The organism is Zobellella endophytica (assembly GCF_003012775.1).
GTDB classification, from domain to species: domain Bacteria; phylum Pseudomonadota; class Gammaproteobacteria; order Enterobacterales; family Aeromonadaceae; genus Oceanimonas; species Oceanimonas endophytica.
This window is the reverse complement of record NZ_PXYG01000002.1, coordinates 493779-517327: the sequence shown is the minus strand read 5'-3', so window position 1 is coordinate 517327 and position 23549 is coordinate 493779. Positions and strand designations below refer to the sequence as shown.

Here is a 23549-nt window from a genome sequence, read left to right as displayed (position 1 = left end):
GGTGAACGAACCCGGTCTGGCCCCGGGGCAGCGGCTGGCCCGGCTGCGCCAGCAACTGGGCCTGAGCCAGCGGCGGGTGGCCGAGCTGTCCGGGCTGACCCACAGCGCCATCTGCACCATCGAGCAGGACAAGGTCAGCCCGGCGGTGAGCACCCTGCAGAAACTGCTCAAGGTGTACGGCATGTCGCTGTCGGCGTTCTTTGCCGAACCGGTCAGCCCCAGGCGCAACCGGGTGGTGATCAACCCCGAGGAACTGATCGAAATCGGCAGCCGGGGGGTGTCGTTCAAGCTGGTGCACAACGGCAACCGCAAGCGGGCCCTGGGCTTTCTGATCGAAACCTATGCCCCCGGCACCAGCACCGGCGGCCACCTCAAGCACCAGGGCGAGGAAACCGGCACCGTGCTGGAAGGGGAAATCGAGCTGACGGTGGACGGCGAGGTCTATTCATTGAAGACGGGGCAAAGCTATGTGATCGATACCGGGCTGCCCCATACTTTTACCAATATATCCGACCGGGAGTGTCGCATCATCAGCGCCCATACCCCGGCCAATCTGTAAGGAAGGCGGAGACCATCATGGAGTTCAGAGACAAAGCCCACTGGCAGGCCCTGGCGGCCACCCTGACCATCGAACCCCGGCTGTTTATCGCCGGCGAATACCGGGAGGCGGAAGGCGGCGAGCGCTTCACCCTGACCAATCCGGCCAGTGAACAGCCCCTGGCGGAGGTGAGCCGAGCCCAGGAGCGGGACGTCAACACCGCAGTGGCGGTGGCCCGCACCAGCTTCGAGTCCGGGGTCTGGTCCGAGGCGGCGCCGGCCGAGCGCAAGCGGGTGCTGCTGCGCCTGGCGGAGCTGATGGAGGAGCACCGGGAAGAGCTGGCGCTGCTCGAAACCCTGGACACCGGCAAGCCGATCCGCCACAGCCTGCGGGATGACATCCCCGGCGCTGCCCGCGCCATCCGGTGGTATGCCGAGGCGGTGGACAAGGTGTACGGCGAAATCGCCCCCACCGGGCCCGAGGCCCTGGCGCTGGTCAGCCGCGAGCCCATCGGGGTGGTGGCGGCCATCGTGCCCTGGAACTTTCCGCTGCTGCTGGCCTGCTGGAAGCTGGGCCCGGCGCTGGCGACGGGCAACTCCGTCATCCTCAAGCCGTCGGAGAAGTCGCCGCTCACCGCCATCCGCCTCGCCGCCCTGGCCAGGGAGGCGGGCCTGCCCGACGGCGTGCTCAACGTGCTGCCCGGCTTCGGCCACGAAGCGGGCAAGGCCCTGGCCCTGCATCAGGACGTGGACTGCCTCACCTTCACCGGCTCCACCGGAGTGGGCCGCTTGCTGATGGAATACGCCGGCCGCTCCAACATGAAGCGGGTGTGGCTGGAGGCGGGCGGCAAGAGCGCCAACCTGGTGTTCGCCGACTGCCCGGATCTGGCCAAGGCGGCCCGCGCCTCCGCCGCCGGCATCTTCTACAACCAGGGCCAGGTGTGCATCGCCGGCACCCGGCTGCTGGTGGAGGCGAGCATCAAGGACGCCTTCCTGGCCGAGCTGAAAAAGGCCGCCGAGGCGTTCAAGCCGATGGACCCGCTCGATCCCGACTCCACCATGGGCACATTGATTGACAACGATCACCACGGCAGCGTGTGCCGCTATATCGCCGAGGGGCTGGAGGAGGGCGCGGTGCTGTCCCTGGACGGCCGGGATCAGGCCGGCAACTTCATGGGGCCAACGGTGCTGGAGCAGGTCAACCCCCATATGGTGGTGGCGAAGGAGGAAATCTTCGGCCCGGTGCTGGCGGTGACCACCTTCGACAGCGAGGAGGAAGCGGTGCGCCTGGCCAACGACAGCAAATACGGCCTGGGCGCCGGGCTCTGGACCTCGGATCTGCGCCGGGCCCATCGGTTGGCGCGCAAACTCAAAGCCGGCTCGGTGTTTATCAACAACTACAACGACGGCGACATGACGGTGCCCTTCGGCGGCGTCAAGCAGAGCGGCAACGGCCGGGACAAGTCCCTGCACGCCCTGGAGAAATTTACCGAACTCAAGACCACCTGGCTGGCACTGGATTAAGGGAGAAGTTTTAAATGGAACATGTAAACAGCTATTACGCCGCCTCGGCCAACCGGCACGAGTCCTGGCCGCAACTGACCGAAGACATCCGCTGCGACGTGTGCGTGGTGGGCGGCGGCTACACCGGCCTCTCGACCGCCCTCTTCCTCACCGAGGCGGGGTTCGACGTGGTGCTGCTGGAAGCCAGCTGCATCGGCTTCGGCGCCAGCGGCCGCAACGGCGGCCAGATAGTCAACTCCTACAGCCGGGACATCGATGTGATCGAGGCCCGCTACGGCCAGGACACCGCCCGCATGCTGGGCAGCATGATGTTCGAGGGTGGTGACATCATCCGCAGCCGCATCGAGCAGTACGGCATCGACTGCGACTTCCGCCCCGGCGGCATCTTCGCCGCCCTGAACCGGCGCCAGCTGCATGAACTCGAAAACCAGAAGGCCAACTGGGAACGCTACGGCCACCGGCAATTGGAGCTGCTGGACGAGGGGCGAGTGCGGGAAGAGATCGACACCGAAGCCTATGTGGGCGCCCTGCTCGATCACCGGGGCGGTCATATCCACCCGCTCAACCTGGCGCTGGGCGAGGCCGAGGCCATCCGCAAGCTGGGCGGGCGCATCTTCGAACAGTCGGCAGTGACCGACATCCAATATGGCGACCCGGCGGTGGCGATCACCGCCCACGGGCGCGTAACCGCCAATTTCCTGGTGCTGGCGGGCAACGCCTATTTGGGCAACCTGGAGCCCAAGCTGGCGGCCAAGGCCATGCCCTGCGGCACCCAGGTGATCACCACGGCACCACTGAGCGAGGCGCAGGCATCGTCCCTGATCCCCCACCATTACTGTGTGGAGGACTGCAACTACCTGCTGGACTATTTCCGCCTCACCGGCGACCGGCGGCTGATCTATGGCGGCGGTGTGGTCTATGGCGCCCGGGACCCGGACGATATAGAGCGGCTGGTACTGCCCAAATTGCTGAAGACCTTCCCTCAGCTCAAGGGGGTGAAGATCGACTACCGCTGGAGCGGCAACTTCCTGCTGACCCTGTCGCGCCTGCCCCAGTTCGGGCGGCTGGAGCCGAACGTCTACTATATGCAGGGCTACAGCGGCCACGGCATCACCTGTACTCATCTGGCGGGCAAGCTGCTGGCAGAAGTGCTCAAGGGTCAGGCCGAGCGCTTCGATGCCTTCGCCCGCCTGCCGCACCTGCCCTTCTTCGGCGGTCGCCGTTTCCAGGTGCCGTTCTCCGCCATGGGCGCCGCCTACTACAGCCTGCGCGACAAGCTGGGGGTGTGACCGGAGCCGGAAGCTGGCAAAGGGGCTTCCTCCTTTGTTTAATAGTGGTCACCTCCGCGAAGGCGGAGGTCCACCTTGTAGGTTGCACCTGTCCATTCAATGGACCATGTCGCACCGGTGCCGGGGGTTGGTCGACTGAAGTCGACCCTACAAACCGCCCTTGCGCCGCCTCGCCGGTGTCCGGCCTGCAGTAGCCGGGGGTTGGTCTAATAAATTCGACCCTACGGTCGCCAGTTACGCCGGCCTGTTGTAGGGTCCACTTCAGTGGACCATCCCACCCACGGCGCCGGGTTTTGGTCGACTGAAGTCGACCCTACGGCCGCCAGTTACGCCGGGCCTGCCCGCACCGGTGCCGGGGTTTGGGTCAGGGAGTGGGTCTTTCCTCCAAAAACGGGTATAGTGTTAGAGTTATTGCTCAAATCAGGAGCGCAGCCTGGATGCGCCTGCTTCGAGCCGGGACGGCTTTTCCTTATCTTGTGAGGTTATATATGAATCGACTGACTTCCCTGGCTCTGGTGTCCTCCCTGTCCCTGATTGCCCTGAGTGGTTGCGCCGGGCCGGGCAACCAGCAGCCGCAACACCGACTGACCGGCACCGAGTGGCAGGTGCGGGAGCTGAACGGCATGGACGTGACCGGCGAGCTGCCCGGCAGCATCGGCCAGGCCGCCGGCACCCTCAACTTCGGCGACGACGGACGACTTTATGGCCGCGCCTTCTGCAACGGCTTCCAGGGCGGCTACCGGCTGGAGGGCGACAAGCTCGAGACCACCGGCATGGCCAGCACCATGATGCTGTGCACCCCGGCGCAGATGGAGCGGGAGCAACTGATGCTGGATATGCTCGGCAATGGCCAGCGCATCGAGTTCACGCCCGGCGGCGAGCTGGTGATCCATGCCAATGACGGACGCACCCTGACCGCCCGGTAAATATCAAAAGGAGTCGGGGTCAATTTTTAAAATTGACCCCGACTCCTTTATTCTCTTCCAGCTTCCGGTTTTCAGCCTTCCAGCAGGGTATCGGTCCTGGCCGCCATGATAAAGTCATTGCGGTGCAGGCCGTTGATGGCATGAGTCCACCAGGTCACGGTGACCTTGCCCCATTCCAGGGTGATGGTGGGGTGGTGGAATTCGCTCTCGGCCAGCTCCGCCACCTTGTCGGCGAAGGCCCAGGCCAGCTTGAAGTTCTTGAATTTGTACTCCCGCTCCAGCTGCAGCACCCCGTCCCGCGCCACCGGCGTCCAGTCGGGAAGATCCTTCATCAGGGCCGCCAGCTCGTCATCGCCGACCCTGGGGGCATCGGCGCGGCAGGCCTCGCAGTGTTGTTGGGCAAGTGCGGTCATGTTCACTCCTTTAACTGGCTTGTTGTTGTTTCGGGGGAAAGGTGGGGGCGAACAGCCCCAGGGCCTTGGCCTCGTTTACCTTGGCCATGATGTCCATCTCGGCGATATGGAACAGGTCGTCGATGGAGTCCAGCACGTAGTAGATGGGCTGCATGATGTCGATGCGATAGGGAGTGCGCAGTACGTCCAGGATGTTGAAGGGGCGGAACTCCGGCTTGGGCGACTCGAAGGCGTAATGGGTTTCACCGGGAGAGGAGAGGATACCGCCGCCGTAGATGCGTCGTCCGGTCGGGGTATCGAGCAGGCCGAACTCCACGGTAAACCAGTACAGCCGGGCCAGGAAGATCCTGTCCTGCGGGTTGGCGGCGAGCCCGAGCCGGCCGTAGGTGTGGGTAAAGCGGGCGAAGGCCGGGTTGGTCAGCAGCGGGCAGTGGCCGAAGATCTCGTGGAAGATGTCCGGCTCCTGCAGGTAGTCCAGCTCCTGGCGGCTGCGGATAAAGGTGGCCACCGGAAAGCGCCGGTCGGCCAGCAGCTCGAAGAAATGATCGAAGGAAATCAGCGCCGGTACCCGGCTTACCCGCCAGCCGGTGGCGGGCTCCAGCACCCGGTTGATGTCGCCGAGCTGGGGGATGCCCTCCCGCGGCAGTTGCAGCCGGGTCAGGCCCGCCATGTATTCATCGCAGGCGCGGCCGGCCACGCAGGCCAGCTGGCGTTCGATCAGGGTTTGCCAGATGGCATCTTCTTCGGCGCTGTAATGGATAATTCCGTCCGGCCCGGCTTGGCGGGCCACATACTGGGTCGCTTTCATTGCTGCTCCCTCCTCAAAGCGTCTTGGCCCCCTAATCTAGAGAGCCGGCATACTATTTAGAAGGTGGCCGCCGTCCTCGGGTTCATCTCCTTTGTAACATTAAGTTTACACCATCCGGCGGCGTCGCCCCGGGATTCAGGGCGCCGCGACCCGGAACACCCGGGCCAGGTAGGCCAGGTAGTCCGGGTCTTCGCACATCGTCTTGCCCGGGCTGTCGGACAGCTTGGCCACCGCCTGGCCGTTGCAGGCGATCATCTTGATCACCATGTTGAGCGGGGCCGCCGCCACGTCGTTGGTGAGGTGGGTGCCGATGCCGAAGGCCATGGTGCAGTCGCCGCGAAAGCGCTGGTAGATTTCCAGCGCCCGGGCCATGGTCAGGCTGTCGCTGTACACCAGGTGCTTGGTACGCGGATCTATCTTCAGCCGGCGGTAGTGGGCCAGCGCCTTCAGGGTCCACTCGATGGGATCGCCCGAGTCCTGGCGCAGGCCGTCGAACAGCTTGGCGAAGTAGAGGTCGAAGTCGCGCAGGAAGGCGTCCATGCCCACCACGTCGGTCAGGGCGTAGCCCAGACGGCCGCGGTATTCGTGCACCCAGGCCTCCAGCGCCGCCTTCTGGCTGTCGATAAGCCGGGGGCCCAGCGCCTGGAAGGCCTGCAGGAACTCGTGGGCCATGGTGCCGACGGGCAGCAGCCCCAGGCGGCGGGCCAGATGCAGGTTGCTGGTGCCGACGAACTGCCTGGGCAGTTGCCGGCTCAGCTGGGTCACTACCTCCTGGTGCCAGCGGCGGGAAAAACGGCGGCGGGTGCCGAAATCGGAAAAATGGAACCCCTGGTGGTGTTCGCCGTCGCTCACCAGGTCGATTTTCCGCTGCAGCCGGGCGCGGGCCTGCTCCCAGTCCGGGGCGGGGTGATGCCGCCGGCAGTAGATCTCGCTGATGATGGCCAGCAGCGGCACCTCGAACAGTATGGTGTGCAGCCAGGGGCCCTGGATGCGCAGCTCCAGCTCGCCTTGCCGGCAGTCGAGCCGGACAAAGCGCGGATCGAGCCGGAACAGTCGCAGGAAGTGGATGAAGTCGGGCTTGATATAGTCGAGTCCGGCCAGGTAACCGAGCTCGTCTTCGGTCAGCCGCAGCTGGCACAGCCGTTCGATTTCCCGGCGAATGTCCCCGAGGCAGTCGGTGAAATCGATGCCGGGGGTGCGGCAATGAAATTTGTATTCCACCGCCGCCGCCGGGTGCTGGTGCAGTACCGTCTGCATCATGGTGTATTTGTACAGGTCGGTGTCGAGCAGGGAGCGGATCACGGGCTCAGTCATCGGCCTGCTCCAGCTGGTCGCTGTCGTGCACGAAATGGGCGCCCAGCTGGATCATCTCGGCGATGGCGTGGCGGCTGCTGTCGTCGGCCACGCCGCGGATGGCGGAGCGGTTGACCACCACCTCGAAGCCCGCCGCCAGCAACTGCAGCACCGTCTTGCGTACGCAGTAGTCGGTGGCCAGGCCGCCCACCAGCACGGTATTGACCTGGTTGCAGCGCAGGAACTCGACCAGGCCGGTGCTCTGGCGCTCGGCCAGGTCGTGGTAGCAGGCGCCGTAGGGGTGCATGTCCGGCTCCACCCCCTTCCACACGAAGAAGTCGTAATCGGCGGGATGGGGCAGGCCGGCCAGCAGCTCGAAACCCCTGGTGCCGGGTACCGCATGGCGCGGCCAGCGGATGTCCATGTTGTCCGCGCCGGTGATCGGGCTGAAGGGCGGCTCGGTATCGCTGCTGAGCCACAGCGCCCGGGGCGAGTGGGCGTCCTTGGAGCCGAGGCGGTAGCCGGCAAAGGCCGCCTGGCGGTTGAGCTCGTCGGCGATCCGGTCGCCCTCGGGCACCGGCAGCTCGTCCGGGCAGACCGGGGTAAAGGTGTACTGGGCGTCGACATCCAGGCTGGCGACGCGGTGTTTGGCGGGTAATTTCATGCTCCACCTCCTATGGTTAAGTATGGGCCCGGGAGGGCCGGTGTAGCACTCTGTTAATATTGTTTTGATTGAGTCTAAAGTTGATTTGGTTCAGTATCGCCCCATCGGGGGCTCTCTCCCCATTATCAGCCAAAGGTGAACAAGATGAGCGACAGCCACCAACAAAACTACCAGCGTTTTATCGATGAAGTGAAAGCCAACCGGGTGATGTGGGGGCTGCGTTTCGGGGACGAGTGGGTGGTCTGCGATTCCAGCGAGTTCGAAGATACCGAAGTGATGCCGGTCTGGTCCACCGCCGCCGAAGCCAAGGTGCAGTGCGTGGACGAGTGGGCCGAGTACGAACCCTTCGAGATCACCCTGGCCGAGTTTCTGGAAGTGTGGGTGGAAGATCTGTCGGAAGACGGCGTGCGCATCGGTCCCAACTGGGATGAAGAGCTGGACGGCATCGAGCTGGACGTGCTCGAGCTGGTGAAGGATCTGGCCTGATCACCGCTGCGGGGGCCCGACGGCGGGCCCCCGCACTTTCCCTTCCGCCCAGTTATACCCGCTCCGCCTGCGGCAGCGACGGTTCCCGCCTGCGATAGAACATCACGCCATTGCCCACCAGGATCAGCGCCAGCCCGAGCAACGCCGGCGGCGTCCAGCGATAGCCTTCGAACAGGGTGGAAATGGCCAACGCTACCAAGGGAAACAGCAGGGTGGCGTAGGCCGCCTGGCCGGCGCCGATGCGTCCGACCAGGGCGAAGTAGACCCCGAAGCCGACCACAGAGCCGACGATGGCGAGATAGAGCAGCGCCCCCAGGTAGCCGGGCGAGGTATCCAGCACCAGGGGCTCGCCGCCGGTCAGGGCGATCAGCAGCATCAGCAGGGCGCCGTAGCCCATGGCATAGGCGTTGGTGGACCAGACGTCCAGCCCCCGCCGCTGATGGCGCAGGCTCAGCATGTTGCCGAGGGAGAAGCCGTAGGTGCCGAGCAGGGAGCAGCCGAGGCCGAGCAGCACGGTGCCGTTCAGGCTCTGGCCACGGATATCGGGCCAGAACAGGCAGAGCATGCCGGCCAGGCCGAGGGCGGCGGCCAGCACCAGCCGGCGGGTCAGCGGCTGGCGGAAGAAGATAACCCCGTTGACGGCGTTGAACAGCACCGACATGGAGAACACCACCGAGTTCAGGCCGCTGGTGATGTAGCCGGTGGCGGTATAAAACAGATAGAAGTTGAGGCAGAACACGCACAGCCCCTGCAGGGCGCAGAACAGGTGATCCTGCAGGCCGATACGGCGCAGCCGGCCGGTGAGCCGCAGCACCAGCAGCAGCACCAGGGCGGCCAGGGCGAAGCGGTAGAACACCGACTGAGGTACCGGCACCTCGCCCAGCTGGAAGGTGATGGCGATCCAGGTGGTGCCCCAGATCAGGACGGTGAGGCTGTAGAGGACGATATTCATGGGTAACTTTTCCGGTGGTGGTTCAGGCCTTCAGTGTGCCAGCCGGCGGGGCGGCCCGCGCCCAGCTTCTTGCGCTCCGGTTGCAGATTCTTGCGCTTTTTTGTACCGGGGCCGCCGCCCGTCTTGGCGCGCCCGCGCCGGGGAGATATCATCAAGGGCCGCCGAACGCCGTCACCGGAGGACAATGTGAGCGCGCATTATGATGTATTCGACCGCCTGAGCCGGCACAAGGCCGTGAACAGGAATGCCGCCACCCTCGGCGACGACATCGCCCTGGCGCGCTGGTACAACGACCAGGACTATATCGACCTGGACAAGGCCAGTCACCATACCTTGAGCCTCTATGTGGCCGACGGCTACGAATCCTATCGCAAGACCGGCGACGGCTGGCGCAACGGCGGCGGCCCGGACCGGTTTTGCCTGATGCCCGCCGAGCACGAGTCCACCTGGGATATCCGCGGCCCCCTGGAATTCGTGCACCTCTATTTCACCGATCGGCACTTGCGCGAGCTGGCCGAACGGGTGTGGGACAAGTCCCCCGCCGGCCTGCTGCTGGACGAGCGCACCTTCGCCGCGGACGACCGCATCGCCGGCCTGTACCGCCAGTTCCTGCTCGATCTGGACTGGCACGACAACGGCGACCGGCTGGCATTGGGCAGTGCCGTCACCCTGCTGCTGAGCCACCTGCTCCGGCACTACACCCAGTACCGCTGGGCCCCGCCCAGGGTCGTCGGGGGGCTGGCGCCCTACCAACTGCGCCGGGTGCTGGACTACATCGAAGCCCACCTGGAGCAATCGCTGCCGCTGCGCGACCTGGCTGCCCAGGTGAACCTGAGCGAGTTCCATTTCGCGCGCATGTTCCGCCAGAGCCAGGGCATGACGCCGCACCAGTATGTGCTGTCGCGCCGGCTGGAACGGGCGCAGAGCCTGTTGCGCACCACGGCGCTGCCGCTGAGCGAGATTGCCCTGCGCTGCGGCTTCAGCTCCGCCAGCCACCTGGCCCATCGTTTCCGCCTGGGCACCGGCCGGGCGCCGTCCAGCCTGCGCGGCTGAGCCCTCAGGGCTGGCGGCGGTAGATCCGCTCGGGCCGGCCCCGGCTGCCGTAGTGCAGGCTGATCCGCAGCCGGTCTTCCGATTCCAGGTATTCCAGATAGCGGCGGGCCGTGGTGCGGCTCATGGACAGCCGCTGGGCCACCGCGTCGGCGGAGAAGCCCTCGTCGGGGGCGGACTCGAACAGCTGCTCGACCTGGCGCAGGGTGAGGGCGTCGATGCCCTTGGGGGTGCTGCGCTGGGGCTCGCCGCCCGGGCGGTGTTTGCCCAGCATCTGGTCCAGAGTGCCCTGATCCAGGCTGGACGGCTGGCGCAGCCGGGTGTGGAAGGCGCGCAGATCGGCCAGGCTCTGCTGGATGCGGGCCAGGCGCAGCGGCTTGATGATGTAGTCGAACACCCCGGTGTTGAGCGCCCGTTGCACCGTGGCCACGTCGTCGGCGGCGGTGATCATGATGATGCCGGCGTTCAGCCCGGCGCGGCGCTGCTCCTCGAGCCAGTCCAGGCCGGAGCCGTCGGGCAGCGACAGGTCTACCAGCAGCAGCTCGGGCATTCCCGCCGTCAGCATCAGCCCGGCCTCGGCCAGGGTCTCGGCCCGGCCCAGCACCCGGAAGCCGGGGGTGGTGCCGACCACTTCCTGCAGGATGCGGCCCACTCTGGGATCGTCCTCGACGATCAGGGTTACGATGGGTTCCATGTGCTGTCGGTGAGTCCGCTCTTGTCGATATAGATACCGAACAGGGTAAAGCCTTCCGCCGTCCGGCGCCATTCCAGGGTGCCGCCCAGACGCCCGGCCGTTTCCTTCACCAGGTAGAGGCCGACGCCGTGATCGCCGCCCTGGCCGGTGACGCCGTAGTCGAACAGCTGGTCGGCGATAGCCTCGTCCACTCCGGTGCCACTGTCTTCCACCTCGATGATCAGGCGCTTGCCGAAATCACTCAGGGACAGCAGCACCCGGGGCGCGCGATGCTGCCGGTTGGCCCAGGCGGCGCTCATGCCGTTGTCGAGCAGGTTGCCGATCAGGGTGATCAGGCTGGCCGACAGATGGCTGTCGCAGGCGGCCAGGCAGCTGTCCGGATCGAGCCGGAACGCGACGCCCAGCTCCCGGGCCCGGCTGAACTTGGCCAGGATCAGCCCGGCCACCGGCTTGTCGGCGATGGTGCGCAGCAGATCCTGCAACAGGGCCTGGTAGTCCTCGGTTTCCTGCTGGATCATCTCCACCGCCTCGGCCACGTGGCCCAGCTGCAGCAGGCCGGACAGGCTGTTGAGCTTGTTGGCGTATTCGTGGGTCTGCATGCGCAGCAGCTCGGCGTATTGCTGCAGGTGGGTCAACTGGTGGGACAGGCCGGAGGCGGCCTCCGGCCGGCTGAAGGTCAGCAGCTTGCCGACCTGGTGCTGCTGCCGCCGGATGGGCAGCCACTGGCCCTGGTAGCCTTGCCCCAGTACCTGAAAGCGGAAGGGGACATCGGCCGGGGCCTGCTGCAGGCAGCGGGCCAGTTCGGGCAGCAGGGCGGCCAGCGGCCGGCCCAGGGCATCGGCCTTGCGCAGCAGCGGCAGGCGCAGCTGGTAAAAGGCGGCGCTGTTGAGGCTGGTCAGCCGCTCTTCTCGATCCAGCGCCAGGATGCCCTCGGCGATGCTTTCCAGCACCAGTTCCTGCTGGGCGAACTGGCGGGCGATGTATTCCGGCTCCAGATCAAGCAGGGTGCGGCGCAGCCGGCGCAGCAGCAGGCCACCGAGCAGGCCGCCGAGCAGCAGTATGGCGCCGATGGCGGCGGCCATCAGCCCGATTTGATCCCGGTAGAGCCGGGTGAGCTGGCCCTGCAGGAAGCCGACCGCCACGGCGCCGAGCGGGGCACCGTCGGCGCCGGGCACGGGGGCGAAGCAGCGGATGGAGGGACCCAGGGTGCCTTGCCAGCGGGAGCAGTGCTGCCGGCCCTGGCGCAGCGTGGGCCAGAGGTCGTCGCCGCGGAAGGGCTCGCCGATTGCGGCGGGCACCGGGTGGCTCAGCCGCAGTCCCTGGCGGTCGGTCACCACCAGGTAGGCGGCGCCGGTTTGCGCGCGCAGCCGCTCCACATAGCCGGGCAGACCCGGGTCCGCCCGGCGCAGCGCCTGGCCGACCCGGGGATCCAGCGCCAGCACCCGGGCCAGCGCCAGGCCCTTGTCGGCCAGGTTGGCCTCCACCTGCTGGCGCAGCAGGACCGCCAGCAGGGCGCCCAGGCCCAGCACCAGCAGCAGGGAAAACAGCATGGCCAGGGCGACGAACTGGTGGCGCAGTTTCATGGCATGGACCCTTTACCCAAAAACGCCAGTGTAACCTAGGCCCAGAGGGAAATGATCAGGGTGGCCAGGATCAGCATAAAGGCGCCGCCGAGGCGGGACGAGATCTGGGCGAAGGGCATCAGCTGCATGCGGCGGGCGGCGGACAGCACCGCCACGTCGCCGGTGCCGCCCATGTTGGCCATGCACAGGCTGCCGGTGATCGCCGCCTCTATCGGGTAGAAGCCGACCAGCCGGCCGACCAGGGCGGCGCCGAGGGCGCTGCCCACCACGGTCACCGTGACCAGCAACAGGTAGCTGAGGGAGAGCGCGTCCAGCAGGGCGTTGATGTCGGTATAGGCGATGCCGATGCCGACCAGCAGCGGCCCGGTCAGGTTGGTAACCACGAACTGGTACCAGCCGGCGGCGGCCTCCTCATAGGCCCGCGGCAGCACGCCGGCAATCTTGATGACGGCCACGCTCAGGATCATCAGCGCGAAGGGATGCATGGGGATGACCAGGCCAAGCAGCGAGCCGAGCACGAACATGCTCAGGCTGATGAACAGGCCGATGCCGAGGGTTTCCATCGACGGCGCGGCGCTGTGCTCCGCCGGCGGCGTGTTCTCCTCGCTGACCATCAGCCGGCCGTTGCCGGTGAGCGAGGGGTAGCGCCGGCCCAGCCGGTGCAGCAGGCCGCCGAGCACGATGGCCAGGGTGTTGGCGATGACCACCGCCGGCACCATGCGCGACAGCAACTCGGTGCTGCTCAGCTGCAGGGGAGCGGACAGGATTTCCACCAGCGGCACGGCGCCGGCGCCCATGCCGCCGCCCATGATCGGCAAGCCGATCAGCAGCACCGCGCTCTTGAAGCCGTCGCCGAGTAGCAGCCCCACCAGGCCGACGGCGAGGAAGGCGGTGCATACGCCACCCAGGATCACCGGCAGGTAGCGCATGGCGGCGTTTTTCAGCAGCGCCCGGCTCATGCCGAACACCGAGCCGGTGACCAGGCTGGCGATAAAGAAGTTGAGGAAACCGCCCTGCTGCATGAAGTCGCTGATCACCTGGCCGGCCTGGGCCGGCAGCAGTTGGTACTGGAACAGGGCGGCGGAGCCGAAGATGGCGATGATGGTACCGCCGCCCAGGTATTCGCGCACCGGGTGGATGCGTTCACCGAGCTCGTTGAGCAGCACGGCCAGCACGTACATCAGCGCCAGGGCGCCGACCATGCCCAGCGGCAGACTGCCCTGCCAGCCGGACAGCAGCACGAAAAACGCCAGGGCCAGAAACAGCAGGGCCGGCATGCCGCCGAGTTGCGGCCCGCCCTGCCAGGATGCGGTTGCGGTATTGAGTTTCTTCACTGAAATCGTCTCCGGTTGGGGATTGCGACCATGCAATCGAGGCCGGCGACTGTACCCAAATTTTCGTTGTTACTCTTTGGCAACCCCGGCAAAGCAAAATAAAAATATTTAGAACTTAAAGCACACGGCGCCAGGGGGCCTCAATGGCGACGGGCCTGGCCTGCACCGAGGCGTTGGCGGCCGTCGCCGGCTCCCACTCGGCGCGTACCCGGTTGCGGCCGGCGAGCTTGGCCTGGTACAAGGCCCGATCCGTCCGCTGGATGAAGTCGTCCGGCGACGGCGGCTCGCCGCCGTCGGTCCAGGCCACCCCGATGCTGACGGTGAAGCGGATCTCGGCGTTCCGCTCGCCGTTGGCCGCCGGCAGGCAGAGCGCGGCCACCGCCGCCCGGATCCGCTCGGCCAGTTGCAGGCACTGCTCCGGGGAACAGCCGGGCAGGATCAGGACAAATTCTTCGCCGCCGTAGCGGGCGGCCAGCTCCCCCGGCCGCTGGCTGAGCCGGCTCAGTACCGCCGCCAGCGCCTTCAGGCATTCGTCGCCGCTGACATGGCCGAGCCGGTCATTGAGCTGCTTGAAATAGTCGATATCCAGCATCAGCAGGGCCAGGGGTGAGCGATGGCGTCGGACCCGGACGAGCTCCTGCAGCAGGGATTCATCGAAGCAGCGCCGGTTGGCCAGGCCGGTCAGGCCGTCCTGCTGGGACAGCCGGTGCAGGGCGTCGTTGACCTTGCGCAGGTCCCGGGTGAGGGCGGAATAGTCTTCCACCGCCCGGCAGATGGTATTCAGCTCGCTGAACAGTACCGGCGGCAGTCGGACCTGGCTGTCGCCGCCCCGCTCGATGGCGCGCAGGCCCGCCACCGACGCTTCCACCGGCCTGAGCATGAAGTGCTGCAGGGCCCGGAACAGCAGCAGGGACATCACCGCCATCACCCCGATCAGGGCATAGGTATAACCGGCGACGGCCCGGGCATTGGTGCCGATATCGCCGTTCAGCTGCTGCACCTGGAGCGCGGCGTCCGTGGTCAGGTAGTTGGCTACCTGTTCGAGCTGTTCCCGGCCATCGTGCAGCAGCCGTTCGGCCTGCCGGTTGAGGGCGGACATCTCCTGCAGTCGCAGCGCCACCTCGTCGAGGGTCTGTTGCCGCCGGGCCAGCGGCTCGGCGGCCGGCGCCGGCAGGCCGCGGGCGGCGTCCTGCAGCTGCCGGCGCAGGGCGGACAGGTCCGCCGCCAGCTGATCCCAGCGGACCTCGTTGAGCGCCAGGGACGACAGCCTGAGCCGGAAGGCGGTGATGTCCCGCTGCAGCCGGGTCCGCGGCGACCCGGCCGGCAGCGAGGCGGGCAGGGGCAGCGCCGCCGACAGGGACGCCACCTGGGCCATGCGTTCCCGCTGCAGGTTGCGCAGGTTGATCAGCAGGCGGATGGTTTCCAGCGATTTGACGGTAGCCGTGGCCAGATAAGGCACCTGCTCGAGCATGAAGCTCTGGATCAGGACCTGGGCCTGCAGCCGGCTGTTGCGCTCCTGGCGGGCATGCTGCGACCAGTAGATGGTGTTGAGGTAACCGCTGATTTTCTCGATCTTCAGCGCCAGCCGCTGGTTGTTGACGATCTCCGGCAGGTGCTGCTCCCGGGTCTGGCGGGAGTTGTCGTGGATATCGGTGAGCAGCGGCACCACCAGCCAGGTGATCAGCCCCATGAACAGCAGCAGGCCGAACACGATCAGGGAGAGGGTGGTCGATAGCCTGGGATGGAAGGGGCGGGATAATAATCTCACGGCGGCGGTTGTCCTTTTTTGCCCGGGTCGGGCTCAGTATACGCTGAATGGAATATACTGCCGGTTGATATGGTCATAACTGCCGTTCAACCGGATGGTGACGATGGCCTGGTTGATACGCTCGAGCAGCGCCGGGTTGCCCTTGGCCACGGCAATCCGGGCTTCCGCCTTGAGCAGGTCGTCGGCCAGGGGCTCGCCCACGTAGTCGAAGTGCTCCCCCTCGCGGCTCTGCAGGAAACCGAGCAGGTTGATGGTGTCCGAGAGCACCAGATCGGCCTTGCCGGTGCGCAGCCAGTCGAGGGCCTGCTCCTGGCTTTCGCTCAGCAGGAGCTCGCTGGCACCGTAGTGGCGCTGTAAAAACGCCGCCTGGATGGTGCCGGTGCCGGTGGCGATACGCAGTCCCGCGAGGTGCTCGGGGGTGGCGTGGGTCAGGTTGCCGGCCGCGCCGACGAACACCGAATGGGTACGGTAATAGTGGTCGGAAAAATCGGCGCGGCGGGCCCGGGCTTCGGTTCTGGCCATGCTGGCCACCACCATGTCGAACCGGCCCTGCTCCAGGCCGTCGAGCAGCCGGTCCCAGCGCTCGGTGACCAGTTCGCACTCCGCGGCCATGGCCCGGCACAGGGCCAGGGCGATGTCCACGTCGAAGCCGGTGAGCCGGCCCTGCTCGTCGATATAACTGAACGGCGGGTAGGCGCCCTCGGTGGCCACCACCAGGCGGTCCGCCAGGGCGGGGAAGGCGCTGACGAGCCAGTAGCACGCCAGCAGCGGTAAAACGGCGTTCCTCATTACGGCATCCATGCGAGTCTGTGGGCAAGGCGCCATATTGCCATCAAAACCGGGCTCCGAACACTACTACCTAAGGATGACGACCCGGCGATACCCGGCCGTGCCCTGCTGCCGGCAATGGTTGTTTAAACCAGTCGCGCTTCCGCTCATTAAATCATTTTTAATATGACAGCCATCGTTTTTTTAATGGCTCTATCTCTTGTTAGGTAATCCGGGGGCGATTACCCGCCTTTATCCATCCGTTACAGGAAAAAACAACTGCCGATTTTCCCTCCGCATTGCCATTCCTTATCGATTTCGATGGCAATTATCCGATGTCATCAGTAATGAAATGGATATTCCATCCGCACTGGCAGCGAGCGTGATGCTCTGCAAAAAAATGTGAATTTTTCATGTGGGGGCTGACACTTACCTTTTTTTTATGCTAATTGTTAATACGCACTTTGGTTGGTCGTTGCCACTTTGTCTGGCGGCCAAACCTGAAAATAAGAAAAATATTGCAAGGATGATTTTAGGGAGTATCTCACTACCACACCTATTTCTTTAATATTTACCCGGCACGTTATGCTATCGCCAATTTCATGGTCTTGGCACGGGATTCCTGTAGCCGATGGCGGGTGCTTTCGGCTTAATTGATACGCCGCCGTTTTTGTTTTTACCGGCTTTGTCGCCGGTAGGCCCTTGCACGCCTTAATTGGCGGCGGGAAAGGGGAAGGCATGTTCAGGAGGCATAGATGAAAAACGCTGAAAACGCGGAAGCTGAAATAGTGCAGGGGGAGCCGCGCCTGGTCGGTCTGGCCCCCGTCCTGGTGGCGGTGACGGCAACCTTGCCGTTGCTGTTGCTCACCGACTTTTCCACTCCCGCCCTGCTGGTGTCCGTGCTCTTGTGTCTGGCTTCGGTCGGGCTGGGCCATTACTGCAAGCGCAGCCTGGCCAGGCAGGCCGCTTCCCGGACCGAGGCGGTGGCCCCTTCTCCCCCGGAGCCGGCCGATGGCCCGGCCCTGGCCCAGGCGGTGCTGCCGATACTGGGGCGCCATATCGAAACCGCCCGCGGCCAGACCGAAGAGGCCATCGCCGAGCTGACCGGCCAGTTTTCCTCCCTGGTCCAGCGGCTCACCCTGCTGGTGGGGACGTCCGGCGACTCCATCGCCCGGGGAGAGGACGACATGAAGGCGGTGACCCGTTCCAGCGAGCAGGCCCTGGCGGAGATAGTGTCTTCCCTGCGCGGCGCCCAGCAGCGGCACAGGACCATGCTCGACGAGGTGCGAGTGCTGACCGGCTATACCGAGGAACTGCAGCGGATGGCGACCGAGGTGGACGCCATCGCCGGCCAGACCAACCTGCTGGCGCTGAACGCCGCCATCGAGGCGGCCCGGGCGGGGGACGCCGGCCGGGGCTTCGCGGTGGTGGCCGACGAGGTGCGCAGCCTGTCCATCCGCTCCAGTGCCACCAGCAAGAGCATGGCCGACAAGGTCAACGTCATCAACCAGGCCATCCTCGACACCTTCAGCGACAGCGAGCAGGCCAGCGCCGAGGACGACAGGGAGCTGGATCAGGCGGAGGCCGCCCTGCGCAAGCTGCTGGCCCAGTTCGACGGCACCGCCGAGGGCCTGACCCGGGCGGTGGACAGTACCCGCAGCGAGGGAGAAGGGGTACGGAATGAGATAGAGCAGATGCTGGTGTCGCTGCAGTTCCAGGACCGGACCAGCCAGATCCTGCGCCAGGTGTGCGACAACCTGGAGGAATTCGGGCGGACCCTGATACAGGCGGGGGAGCCCATCGACGTGGATGCCTGGCTGGCGCGCATGACCCGCAGCTACGCCATGCTGGAGCAGCACCTCAATCACCAGGGCCAGGCCGTGCAGAGCCAGGGCCAGTCGGATATTACCTTTTTCTAGGGGAGTACACTCATGGCCAAAACCATCATGATCGTCGACGACTCCGCCTCCTTGCGGCAGGTGGTCAGCATCGCCCTCAAGGGGGCCGGCTACGACACCATCGAAGCCTGCGACGGCCGGGACGCCCTGTCCAAGCTCAACGGCAAGGTGCACCTTATCATCAGCGACGTCAACATGCCCAACATGGACGGCATCAGTTTCCTGAAGGAGGTCAAACGCCATCCCGGTTACAAGTTCACCCCGGTGATCATGCTCACCACCGAATCCCAGGCGGAGAAGAAGGCCGAAGGCCAGGCGGCGGGAGCCAAGGCCTGGGTGGTCAAGCCGTTCCAGCCCCAGCAGATGCTGGCGGCGGTCGCCAAGCTGGTCATGCCCTAAAGCACCGATCAGTTTAAAAGTTGACCAGCATGATACTTCTTGGGGCGCGGGTCTTGTCCTCCGCAGGGAGGGCGGGCCGCCTGCGTTCCACCAGCAAGGTCCATATCTGCAAACGGCGGTGTTTTGCTGCCGACGAGAGTGGCAGGTAGCACATGCCTGACAGCTTGATTTTTAAACTATATGGCGTTCTAGGGAGGAAGACAGATGCAGTTAATGGCCGAAACCCGGGAGCAGGGAGTGCTGTTACGGCTGGAGGGGGAGCTGACCATCTACACCGCCGCCGCCGTCAAGTCGCAGCTGGCACCCTACCTGGCCGGGCCACAACAGCTGGGCCTGGATCTGGCGGGGGTCAGCGAGCTGGACAGCGCCGGCTTGCAACTGCTGCTGCTGGCCAAGCGGGAGCTCGACCGCCAGGGCGGGGCCCTGTCCCTGCTCTGGCACAGCCAGGCGGTGCTGGAGGCGCTGGAGCTGTGCCGGCTGAACGCCCACTTCGGCGATCCCCAGTGGCTGCCGGGTGACCCGAGCGCCTGAGCCCCTTATGGCAAGGAGAAGGAATTACAGATGAGCATCAACCTTGATCAGGTACTGCACACCTTTATCGACGAGGCCAGGGAGCTGCTGCAAGAGATGGAGAGCGGCCTGCTGGGGCTGGAGCAGGAGGCCGGCGCCGAGGCGCTGGACTCCATCTTCCGCGCCGCCCACACCATCAAGGGCTCGGCCGGGCTATTCGGCCTCGACCCCATCGTCGACTTCACCCACGTGGTGGAGGACGTGCTGGACCGGCTGCGGGAGGGCAAGCTGGCCGCCGACGCCGAGCTGGTGGCGCTGTTGCTGGCCGGGCGGGATCATATCGAGCAGCTGGTGGACGGGGTGGCGCGGGGCGAGCCGCCGGCCGACGATACCCTGGAGCGGGGCCGGGCCCTGCTGGCACGGTTACAGGCTTTTCGCGGCGGTGTCCCGGCACCGGTGGCAGTGGACGGCCCGGTTTCCCGCCAGCCTTGCGAGGAAGGGAGCGAGGCGGCGGCGAGCCTCTGGCACCTGTCCCTGCGCTTCGGTCCCGAGGTGCTGCGCAACGGCATGGATCCCCTGTCTTTCCTGCGTTACCTGGGCACCCTGGGGCGCATCCTCTCGCTGACCACCCTGACCGACGCCATGCCGGCGGCGGCGGAGATGGATCCCGAGTCCTGCTACCTGGGGTTCGAGCTCGACTTCCAGTCGGAGGCGGACAAGGCGGCCATCGCCGAGGTGTTCGACTTCGTCCGGGACGACTGCGAGCTGCAGATACTGCCGCACCACGGCAAGGTATCCGAATATATCGCGCTGATCCGGTCGCTGCCGGAGGACGATGCCCTGCTGGGGGAGATACTGGTGGCGAGCGGAGCCCTGACCCGGCAGGAGCTGGAGCAGGGGCTGGCGGAGCAGGCCGCCATTGAGGCGGCGCCCGCCCCCCGGCTGGGGGAAGTGCTGGTGGGGCAGCAGGCGGTGGCGCCGGTGCTGGTGCAGGCCGCCCTGGAGAAGCAGAGCCAGGGGCGGGAGCAGAAGAAAAAGGAAAGCCGCTACATCCGGGTCCAGGCCGACAAGCTGGACGAACTGATCAACCTGGTGGGCGAGCTGGTGATCGCCGGCGCCGGGGTCAAGCTGCTGGCCCAGCGTGCCCAGAACACCGCGCTGCAGGAGGCGGCCTCGCTGGTGTCCGAGCTGATGGAGGAGATCCGCGACGGTGCCCTGCGTCTGCGCATGGTGCCGATTGGAGATACCTTCAACCGTTTCCAGCGGGTGGTGCACGACGTCAGCCTTGAGCTGGGCAAGGACATCGTCCTGCACATCAGCGGCGCCGACACCGAGCTGGACAAGACGGTGATCGAGAAGATAGGCGATCCCCTGATGCACCTGCTGCGCAACGCCATGGACCACGGCATAGAGACGCCGGCGGCACGGCTGGCGGCGGGCAAGCCGGCCTCCGGCCAGCTCCGGCTCAACGCCTTCCACGACGCCGGCAGCATCGTCATTGAGATCGCCGACGACGGTGCCGGTCTCGACCGGGATCGCATCCTGCAGAAAGCCATGGAGCGGGAACTGGTTCCGCCCGGGGCCAGCCTGAGCGAGCAGGACATCTACCAGCTCATTTTCGAGCCCGGCTTTTCTACCGCCGATACGGTGACCAACCTGTCGGGACGGGGCGTGGGCATGGACGTGGTCCGCCGCAACATACTGGCATTGCGGGGACGCATCGATCTGGACAGTCGGCCGGGACAGGGCACCCGGGTCAGCATCCGCCTGCCGCTGACCCTGGCGATCATCGACGGCTTCCTGGTGGGCGTGGGCGGCGAGCGCTACGTGGTGCCGCTGGACACGGTGCAGGAGTGCATCGAGCTGAACGAGGCGGATCGCCGGCTGGCCCGGGAACACAGCTACCTCAATCTGCGTGGCGAGGTGCTGCCGCTGATCAAGCTTGGGGATCACTTCGGCCTGGCGGCGGTGAGCAGCCGGCGCGAAAACGTGGTGGTGGTGCAGTGCGCCGGACAGAAGGCGGGGCTGGTGGTGGACGAACTGATGGGGGAGCACCAGACGGTGATCAAGCCCCTGGGCAAGCTGTTCGGCGCCCTGCGGGGCATCGGCGGCTCGACCATACTGGGCGACGGTTCCGTGGCCCTGATCCTCGACGTATCGACCTTTGTGCAAGCAATGATTTCCCGGGAGGGGCGGGCCCTGTCCGCCTAAACGCCGGTGTGGAATAACGCTGTCAGAAACAACCTTAAGGAGTGCACCATGTTTAAAGGAATGAGAGTCGCCACCAAGCTGGCCCTGGGGTTCGGCCTGGTCATCGCCATGCTGTTGCTGGTGTCCCTGGTCGGTATCAGCCGGATGCAGCAGCTCAACCAGGCCCAGCAACTGATCGTCGAGGATCTCTGGCCCAAGACCAAGCGGGCCAATGATGTGATCGACAATGCCAACGCCATCGCCATCGCCCTGCGCAACATGATGCTGACCGAGGATCCGCGGGAACGGCGGCAGCAGCACGAACAGATCCTGGAGTTTCGCCGGCGGATCGCCGCCAATATCGACACCTTGCAGCAAAGTATCCATTCCGAGCATGGCATCGAACTGCTGCGGGTGCTGGGCGAGCAGCGGCAGCGCTATATCGCCGGCCAGGATCGGTTGCTTGACCTGATCGAAGGGGACAACCCGGGCGCCGCCCAGCGCTACTTGCAGAACGAACTGCGCCCGGTGCTCCGCGGCTACCAGGACAGCGTGGTGGCCCTGATCGAGTACCAGGGTGAGCTGCTCGAGGCCTCCGGTCGCGAGGCCCGGCAGACCTACGAGCAGGCCCGGCTGTTGATGCTGCTGTCCGCGGGCGTCGCGCTGCTGGCCGCGCTGCTGGCCGGCTGGCTGATCACCCGCAACCTGCTGCGCCAGCTGGGCGGCGAACCGGATTATGCCGCCTCCGTCGCCGGCCGGATCGCCCAGGGGGATCTGTCGGTGGACATCGCCCTGCGCCGGGGCGACAGCACCAGCCTGCTGGCCGCCATGAAGGACATGGTGGATAAACTGTCCCAGATCATCGGCGAGGTACGCACCGCCGCCGACAACCTGGCCAGCGCCTCCGAGGAGGTGAGCGCCACCGCCCAGTCCATGAGCCAGGGGGCCAGCGAGCAGGCGGCGGGGGTGGAGCAGACCAGCGCCTCCATCGAGCAGATGAGCGCCAGCATCAACCAGAACACCGACAACGCCCGGGTCACCGACGGCATGGCCAGCAAGGCGGCGCGGGAGGCGGCCGAGGGCGGCGAGTCGGTACAGCAGACGGTGGCGGCGATGAAGCAGATCGCCCAGCGCATCGGCATCATCGACGACATCGCCTACCAGACCAACCTGCTGGCGCTGAACGCGGCCATCGAGGCGGCGCGGGCCGGGGAGCACGGCAAGGGCTTCGCGGTGGTGGCGACCGAGGTGCGCAAGCTGGCGGAACGCAGCCAGGTGGCGGCCCAGGAGATCGGGGAGCTGTCCGACAGCAGCGTGGCCCTGGCGGAAAAGGCGGGGCGGCTGCTGGAGGAGATGGTGCCGGCCATCGGCAAAACCTCGGATCTGGTGCAGGAGATCAGCGCGGCCTCGAGCGAGCAGGCCACGGGGGCGACACAGATCAACTCCGCCATGAGCCAGTTGAGCCAGGTGACCCAGCAGAGCGCCTCCAGCAGCGAGGAGCTGGCGGCGACGGCGGAGGAGATGAGCAGCCAGGCGGAGCAGCTGCAGCAGGCGATGAGCTTCTTCACCCTGGTCGCCGGGGCAGCCGTAAAACGGGAGAGCCGGGCGGCCACCGGCAAGGGGAAAGCGGCCAGGCAGCCGGATCCGGAGTTGGGCGATGGCGAACTGGAGCCCGGCTTCACCCGCTTCTAGGCACGGGCCGGGCGCCCCGGCGCCCGGCATCAGGGAATACAGTGGCAGGGCCCCGGGGCGGGCCCTGATGCAGGAGGAAAACCAATGAATGCATTAGTGGCGACAGAGCCGAAGGTCGGCGGCGAGGCCCAGTACCTGACCTTCGTGTTGGGAGGCGAGATGTTCGCCATGGACATCCTCGGCATCAAGGAGATCATCGAGTATGGCAACCTGACCACGGTGCCGATGATGCCCGCCTTCGTGCGCGGCGTCATCAACCTGAGGGGGGCCGTGGTGCCGGTGGTGGATCTGGCGGTGCGCTTCGGCCGGCCGTCCACTCCGGTCAACAAGCGCAGCTGTATCGTCATCCTCGAAGTCCATGGCGAGGAGGGGGTGCAGGACATCGGCGTGCTGGTGGACGCGGTGTCGGCGGTGCTCAGCATACCGGCGGCCGATATCGAGCCGGCCCCGAGTTTCGGGGCCGGGATCCGGGCGGATTTTATCGGCGGCATGGCCAAGGTGGACGGCCGCTTCGTGATAGTGCTCAGCATCGAGCGGGTGCTGTCGGTGGAGGAGATGGCATTGTTGTCCCAGGCCGGCGACGGCAAGACCCCGGCCAGGGAGGGAGAATTCGCCCAGTAATCCCCATCACCCAACATGGCTCGGCACTGCCATCACTCAAACCAATAACAATAACGGCGGGAAAGCTCCCGGAGGGCGCCGCCCGGCACGGCCCGACGCCGTGACCGGGAAGTTGCGCCGTCGTCCCGGCGGAGAGCCCCGGCGGCACAA

21 protein-coding genes and 2 pseudogenes are annotated in these 23549 nt (G+C 65.9%); 13 read left to right on the top strand and 10 right to left on the bottom strand.

Annotation, left to right across the window (positions count from 1 at the left end; genetic code table 11):
• The first annotated feature begins 1 nt into the window (after position 1).
• The 4 genes from puuR to C7H85_RS07625 all read left to right on the top strand — a co-directional run bounded on the left by puuR (position 2) and on the right by C7H85_RS07625 (position 4276).
• On the top strand, positions 2 to 559 hold the full coding sequence (gene puuR, locus C7H85_RS07640; protein ID WP_106729397.1) for an HTH-type transcriptional regulator PuuR: 558 nt from the start codon (positions 2 to 4) through the stop codon (positions 557 to 559).
• Between the two features lie 17 nt (positions 560 to 576).
• Positions 577 to 2061, top strand: a complete 1485-nt coding sequence (gene puuC, locus C7H85_RS07635) for an aldehyde dehydrogenase PuuC (RefSeq protein WP_106729112.1) — start codon at positions 577 to 579, stop codon at positions 2059 to 2061.
• A 14-nt stretch (positions 2062 to 2075) separates the two neighbouring features.
• Positions 2076 to 3350 carry an NAD(P)/FAD-dependent oxidoreductase gene (locus C7H85_RS07630; RefSeq protein WP_106729111.1) on the top strand — a complete coding sequence of 425 codons (1275 nt, stop codon included), beginning with the start codon at positions 2076 to 2078 and terminating at the stop codon, positions 3348 to 3350.
• A 488-nt stretch (positions 3351 to 3838) separates the two neighbouring features.
• Positions 3839 to 4276: an META domain-containing protein gene (locus tag C7H85_RS07625; RefSeq protein WP_158260071.1), complete on the top strand. Its 438-nt coding sequence runs from the start codon at positions 3839 to 3841 to the stop codon at positions 4274 to 4276.
• Positions 4277 to 4347: 71 nt separating this feature from the next.
• On the opposite strand, the gene C7H85_RS07620 is transcribed toward C7H85_RS07625, so the two are convergent.
• The 4 genes from C7H85_RS07620 to C7H85_RS07605 all read right to left on the bottom strand — a co-directional run bounded on the left by C7H85_RS07620 (position 4348) and on the right by C7H85_RS07605 (position 7454).
• Positions 4348 to 4689 (bottom strand): 4a-hydroxytetrahydrobiopterin dehydratase, encoded by a 342-nt coding sequence (locus C7H85_RS07620; RefSeq protein WP_106729109.1) that lies wholly within the window; start codon positions 4687 to 4689, stop codon positions 4348 to 4350.
• A gap of 10 nt (positions 4690 to 4699) precedes the next feature.
• Positions 4700 to 5497, bottom strand: a complete 798-nt coding sequence (gene phhA, locus C7H85_RS07615; RefSeq protein ID WP_106729108.1) for a phenylalanine 4-monooxygenase — start codon at positions 5495 to 5497, stop codon at positions 4700 to 4702.
• Between the two features lie 135 nt (positions 5498 to 5632).
• A complete protein-coding gene (pncB, locus tag C7H85_RS07610) occupies positions 5633 to 6811 on the bottom strand; it encodes a nicotinate phosphoribosyltransferase (RefSeq protein WP_106729107.1) in 1179 nt (392 codons plus the stop codon).
• Positions 6804 to 7454, bottom strand: a complete 651-nt coding sequence (locus tag C7H85_RS07605; protein ID WP_106729106.1) for an isochorismatase family protein — start codon at positions 7452 to 7454, stop codon at positions 6804 to 6806. Before C7H85_RS07605 ends, pncB begins: the two co-directional genes overlap by 8 nt.
• 144 nt (positions 7455 to 7598) lie before the next feature.
• Between C7H85_RS07605 and C7H85_RS07600 the strand changes: the two genes are divergently transcribed.
• A complete protein-coding gene (locus C7H85_RS07600; RefSeq protein WP_106729105.1) occupies positions 7599 to 7940 on the top strand; it encodes a DUF2750 domain-containing protein in 342 nt (113 codons plus the stop codon).
• A 52-nt stretch (positions 7941 to 7992) separates the two neighbouring features.
• On the opposite strand, the gene C7H85_RS07595 is transcribed toward C7H85_RS07600, so the two are convergent.
• On the bottom strand, positions 7993 to 8892 hold the full coding sequence (locus C7H85_RS07595; protein WP_106729104.1) for a DMT family transporter: 900 nt from the start codon (positions 8890 to 8892) through the stop codon (positions 7993 to 7995).
• 186 nt (positions 8893 to 9078) lie between these two features.
• Between C7H85_RS07595 and C7H85_RS07590 the strand changes: the two genes are divergently transcribed.
• On the top strand, positions 9079 to 9945 hold the full coding sequence (locus C7H85_RS07590; RefSeq protein WP_106729103.1) for a helix-turn-helix domain-containing protein: 867 nt from the start codon (positions 9079 to 9081) through the stop codon (positions 9943 to 9945).
• 4 nt (positions 9946 to 9949) lie between these two features.
• Here the strand turns inward: C7H85_RS07590 and C7H85_RS07585 are convergent, their stop codons facing one another.
• The 5 genes from C7H85_RS07585 to C7H85_RS07565 all read right to left on the bottom strand — a co-directional run bounded on the left by C7H85_RS07585 (position 9950) and on the right by C7H85_RS07565 (position 16110).
• Positions 9950 to 10636: a response regulator gene (locus C7H85_RS07585; protein WP_106729102.1), complete on the bottom strand. Its 687-nt coding sequence runs from the start codon at positions 10634 to 10636 to the stop codon at positions 9950 to 9952.
• Positions 10621 to 12219: a sensor histidine kinase gene (locus tag C7H85_RS07580; RefSeq protein ID WP_106729101.1), complete on the bottom strand. Its 1599-nt coding sequence runs from the start codon at positions 12217 to 12219 to the stop codon at positions 10621 to 10623. The genes C7H85_RS07585 and C7H85_RS07580 overlap by 16 nt, the downstream gene beginning before the upstream one ends.
• A gap of 35 nt (positions 12220 to 12254) precedes the next feature.
• Positions 12255 to 13496 carry a 2-hydroxycarboxylate transporter family protein gene (locus C7H85_RS07575; protein WP_106729396.1) on the bottom strand — a complete coding sequence of 414 codons (1242 nt, stop codon included), beginning with the start codon at positions 13494 to 13496 and terminating at the stop codon, positions 12255 to 12257.
• 172 nt (positions 13497 to 13668) lie between these two features.
• Entirely contained in the window at positions 13669 to 15321 is a 1653-nt protein-coding gene (locus C7H85_RS07570; RefSeq protein ID WP_146140432.1) for a GGDEF domain-containing protein, read from the bottom strand.
• A 33-nt stretch (positions 15322 to 15354) separates the two neighbouring features.
• Positions 15355 to 16110: a transporter substrate-binding domain-containing protein gene (locus C7H85_RS07565; protein ID WP_106729099.1), complete on the bottom strand. Its 756-nt coding sequence runs from the start codon at positions 16108 to 16110 to the stop codon at positions 15355 to 15357.
• Between the two features lie 734 nt (positions 16111 to 16844).
• Here C7H85_RS07565 and C7H85_RS07560 point away from each other — a divergent pair.
• From C7H85_RS07560 to C7H85_RS07535, 7 genes and pseudogenes are all read left to right on the top strand, one after another.
• On the top strand, positions 16845 to 18008 hold the full coding sequence (locus C7H85_RS07560) for a methyl-accepting chemotaxis protein (RefSeq protein WP_106729098.1): 1164 nt from the start codon (positions 16845 to 16847) through the stop codon (positions 18006 to 18008).
• Between the two features lie 12 nt (positions 18009 to 18020).
• Positions 18021 to 18386 (top strand): response regulator, encoded by a 366-nt coding sequence (locus C7H85_RS07555; protein WP_106729097.1) that lies wholly within the window; start codon positions 18021 to 18023, stop codon positions 18384 to 18386.
• 204 nt (positions 18387 to 18590) lie between these two features.
• A complete protein-coding gene (locus C7H85_RS07550) occupies positions 18591 to 18917 on the top strand; it encodes an STAS domain-containing protein (RefSeq protein WP_106729096.1) in 327 nt (108 codons plus the stop codon).
• A 30-nt stretch (positions 18918 to 18947) separates the two neighbouring features.
• Positions 18948 to 21107, top strand: coding sequence for a chemotaxis protein CheA (locus C7H85_RS07545; RefSeq protein ID WP_106729095.1), 2160 nt, complete (start codon positions 18948 to 18950; stop codon positions 21105 to 21107).
• A 48-nt stretch (positions 21108 to 21155) separates the two neighbouring features.
• Positions 21156 to 21695, top strand: a pseudogene (locus tag C7H85_RS20085) (MCP four helix bundle domain-containing protein); the annotation flags it as partial.
• Between the two features lie 249 nt (positions 21696 to 21944).
• A pseudogene (locus tag C7H85_RS20080) lies at positions 21945 to 22659 on the top strand (methyl-accepting chemotaxis protein); the annotation flags it as partial.
• A 203-nt stretch (positions 22660 to 22862) separates the two neighbouring features.
• Positions 22863 to 23399, top strand: coding sequence for a chemotaxis protein CheW (locus tag C7H85_RS07535; RefSeq protein ID WP_106729093.1), 537 nt, complete (start codon positions 22863 to 22865; stop codon positions 23397 to 23399).
• The last annotated feature ends 150 nt before the right edge of the window (positions 23400 to 23549 follow it).

Bases quoted from the DNA above. Each gene is read 5' to 3' on its own strand.
- C7H85_RS07585 (WP_106729102.1), bottom strand. From the start codon at position 10,636: ATGGAACCCATCGTAACCCTGATCGTCGAGGACGATCCCAGAGTGGGC.
- C7H85_RS07580 (WP_106729101.1), bottom strand. From the start codon at position 12,219: ATGAAACTGCGCCACCAGTTCGTCGCCCTGGCCATGCTGTTTTCCCTG.
- C7H85_RS07565 (WP_106729099.1), bottom strand. From the start codon at position 16,110: ATGAGGAACGCCGTTTTACCGCTGCTGGCGTGCTACTGGCTCGTCAGC.
- C7H85_RS07545 (WP_106729095.1), top strand. From the start codon at position 18,948: ATGAGCATCAACCTTGATCAGGTACTGCACACCTTTATCGACGAGGCC.
- phhA (WP_106729108.1), bottom strand. From the start codon at position 5,497: ATGAAAGCGACCCAGTATGTGGCCCGCCAAGCCGGGCCGGACGGAATT.
- C7H85_RS07555 (WP_106729097.1), top strand. From the start codon at position 18,021: ATGGCCAAAACCATCATGATCGTCGACGACTCCGCCTCCTTGCGGCAG.
- pncB (WP_106729107.1), bottom strand. From the start codon at position 6,811: ATGACTGAGCCCGTGATCCGCTCCCTGCTCGACACCGACCTGTACAAA.
- C7H85_RS07560 (WP_106729098.1), top strand. From the start codon at position 16,845: ATGAAAAACGCTGAAAACGCGGAAGCTGAAATAGTGCAGGGGGAGCCG.
- C7H85_RS07600 (WP_106729105.1), top strand. From the start codon at position 7,599: ATGAGCGACAGCCACCAACAAAACTACCAGCGTTTTATCGATGAAGTG.
- C7H85_RS07605 (WP_106729106.1), bottom strand. From the start codon at position 7,454: ATGAAATTACCCGCCAAACACCGCGTCGCCAGCCTGGATGTCGACGCC.
- C7H85_RS07620 (WP_106729109.1), bottom strand. From the start codon at position 4,689: ATGACCGCACTTGCCCAACAACACTGCGAGGCCTGCCGCGCCGATGCC.
- C7H85_RS07535 (WP_106729093.1), top strand. From the start codon at position 22,863: ATGAATGCATTAGTGGCGACAGAGCCGAAGGTCGGCGGCGAGGCCCAG.
- C7H85_RS07575 (WP_106729396.1), bottom strand. From the start codon at position 13,496: ATGCCGGCCCTGCTGTTTCTGGCCCTGGCGTTTTTCGTGCTGCTGTCC.
- C7H85_RS07625 (WP_158260071.1), top strand. From the start codon at position 3,839: ATGAATCGACTGACTTCCCTGGCTCTGGTGTCCTCCCTGTCCCTGATT.
- puuC (WP_106729112.1), top strand. From the start codon at position 577: ATGGAGTTCAGAGACAAAGCCCACTGGCAGGCCCTGGCGGCCACCCTG.
- C7H85_RS07550 (WP_106729096.1), top strand. From the start codon at position 18,591: ATGCAGTTAATGGCCGAAACCCGGGAGCAGGGAGTGCTGTTACGGCTG.
- C7H85_RS07630 (WP_106729111.1), top strand. From the start codon at position 2,076: ATGGAACATGTAAACAGCTATTACGCCGCCTCGGCCAACCGGCACGAG.
- C7H85_RS07595 (WP_106729104.1), bottom strand. From the start codon at position 8,892: ATGAATATCGTCCTCTACAGCCTCACCGTCCTGATCTGGGGCACCACC.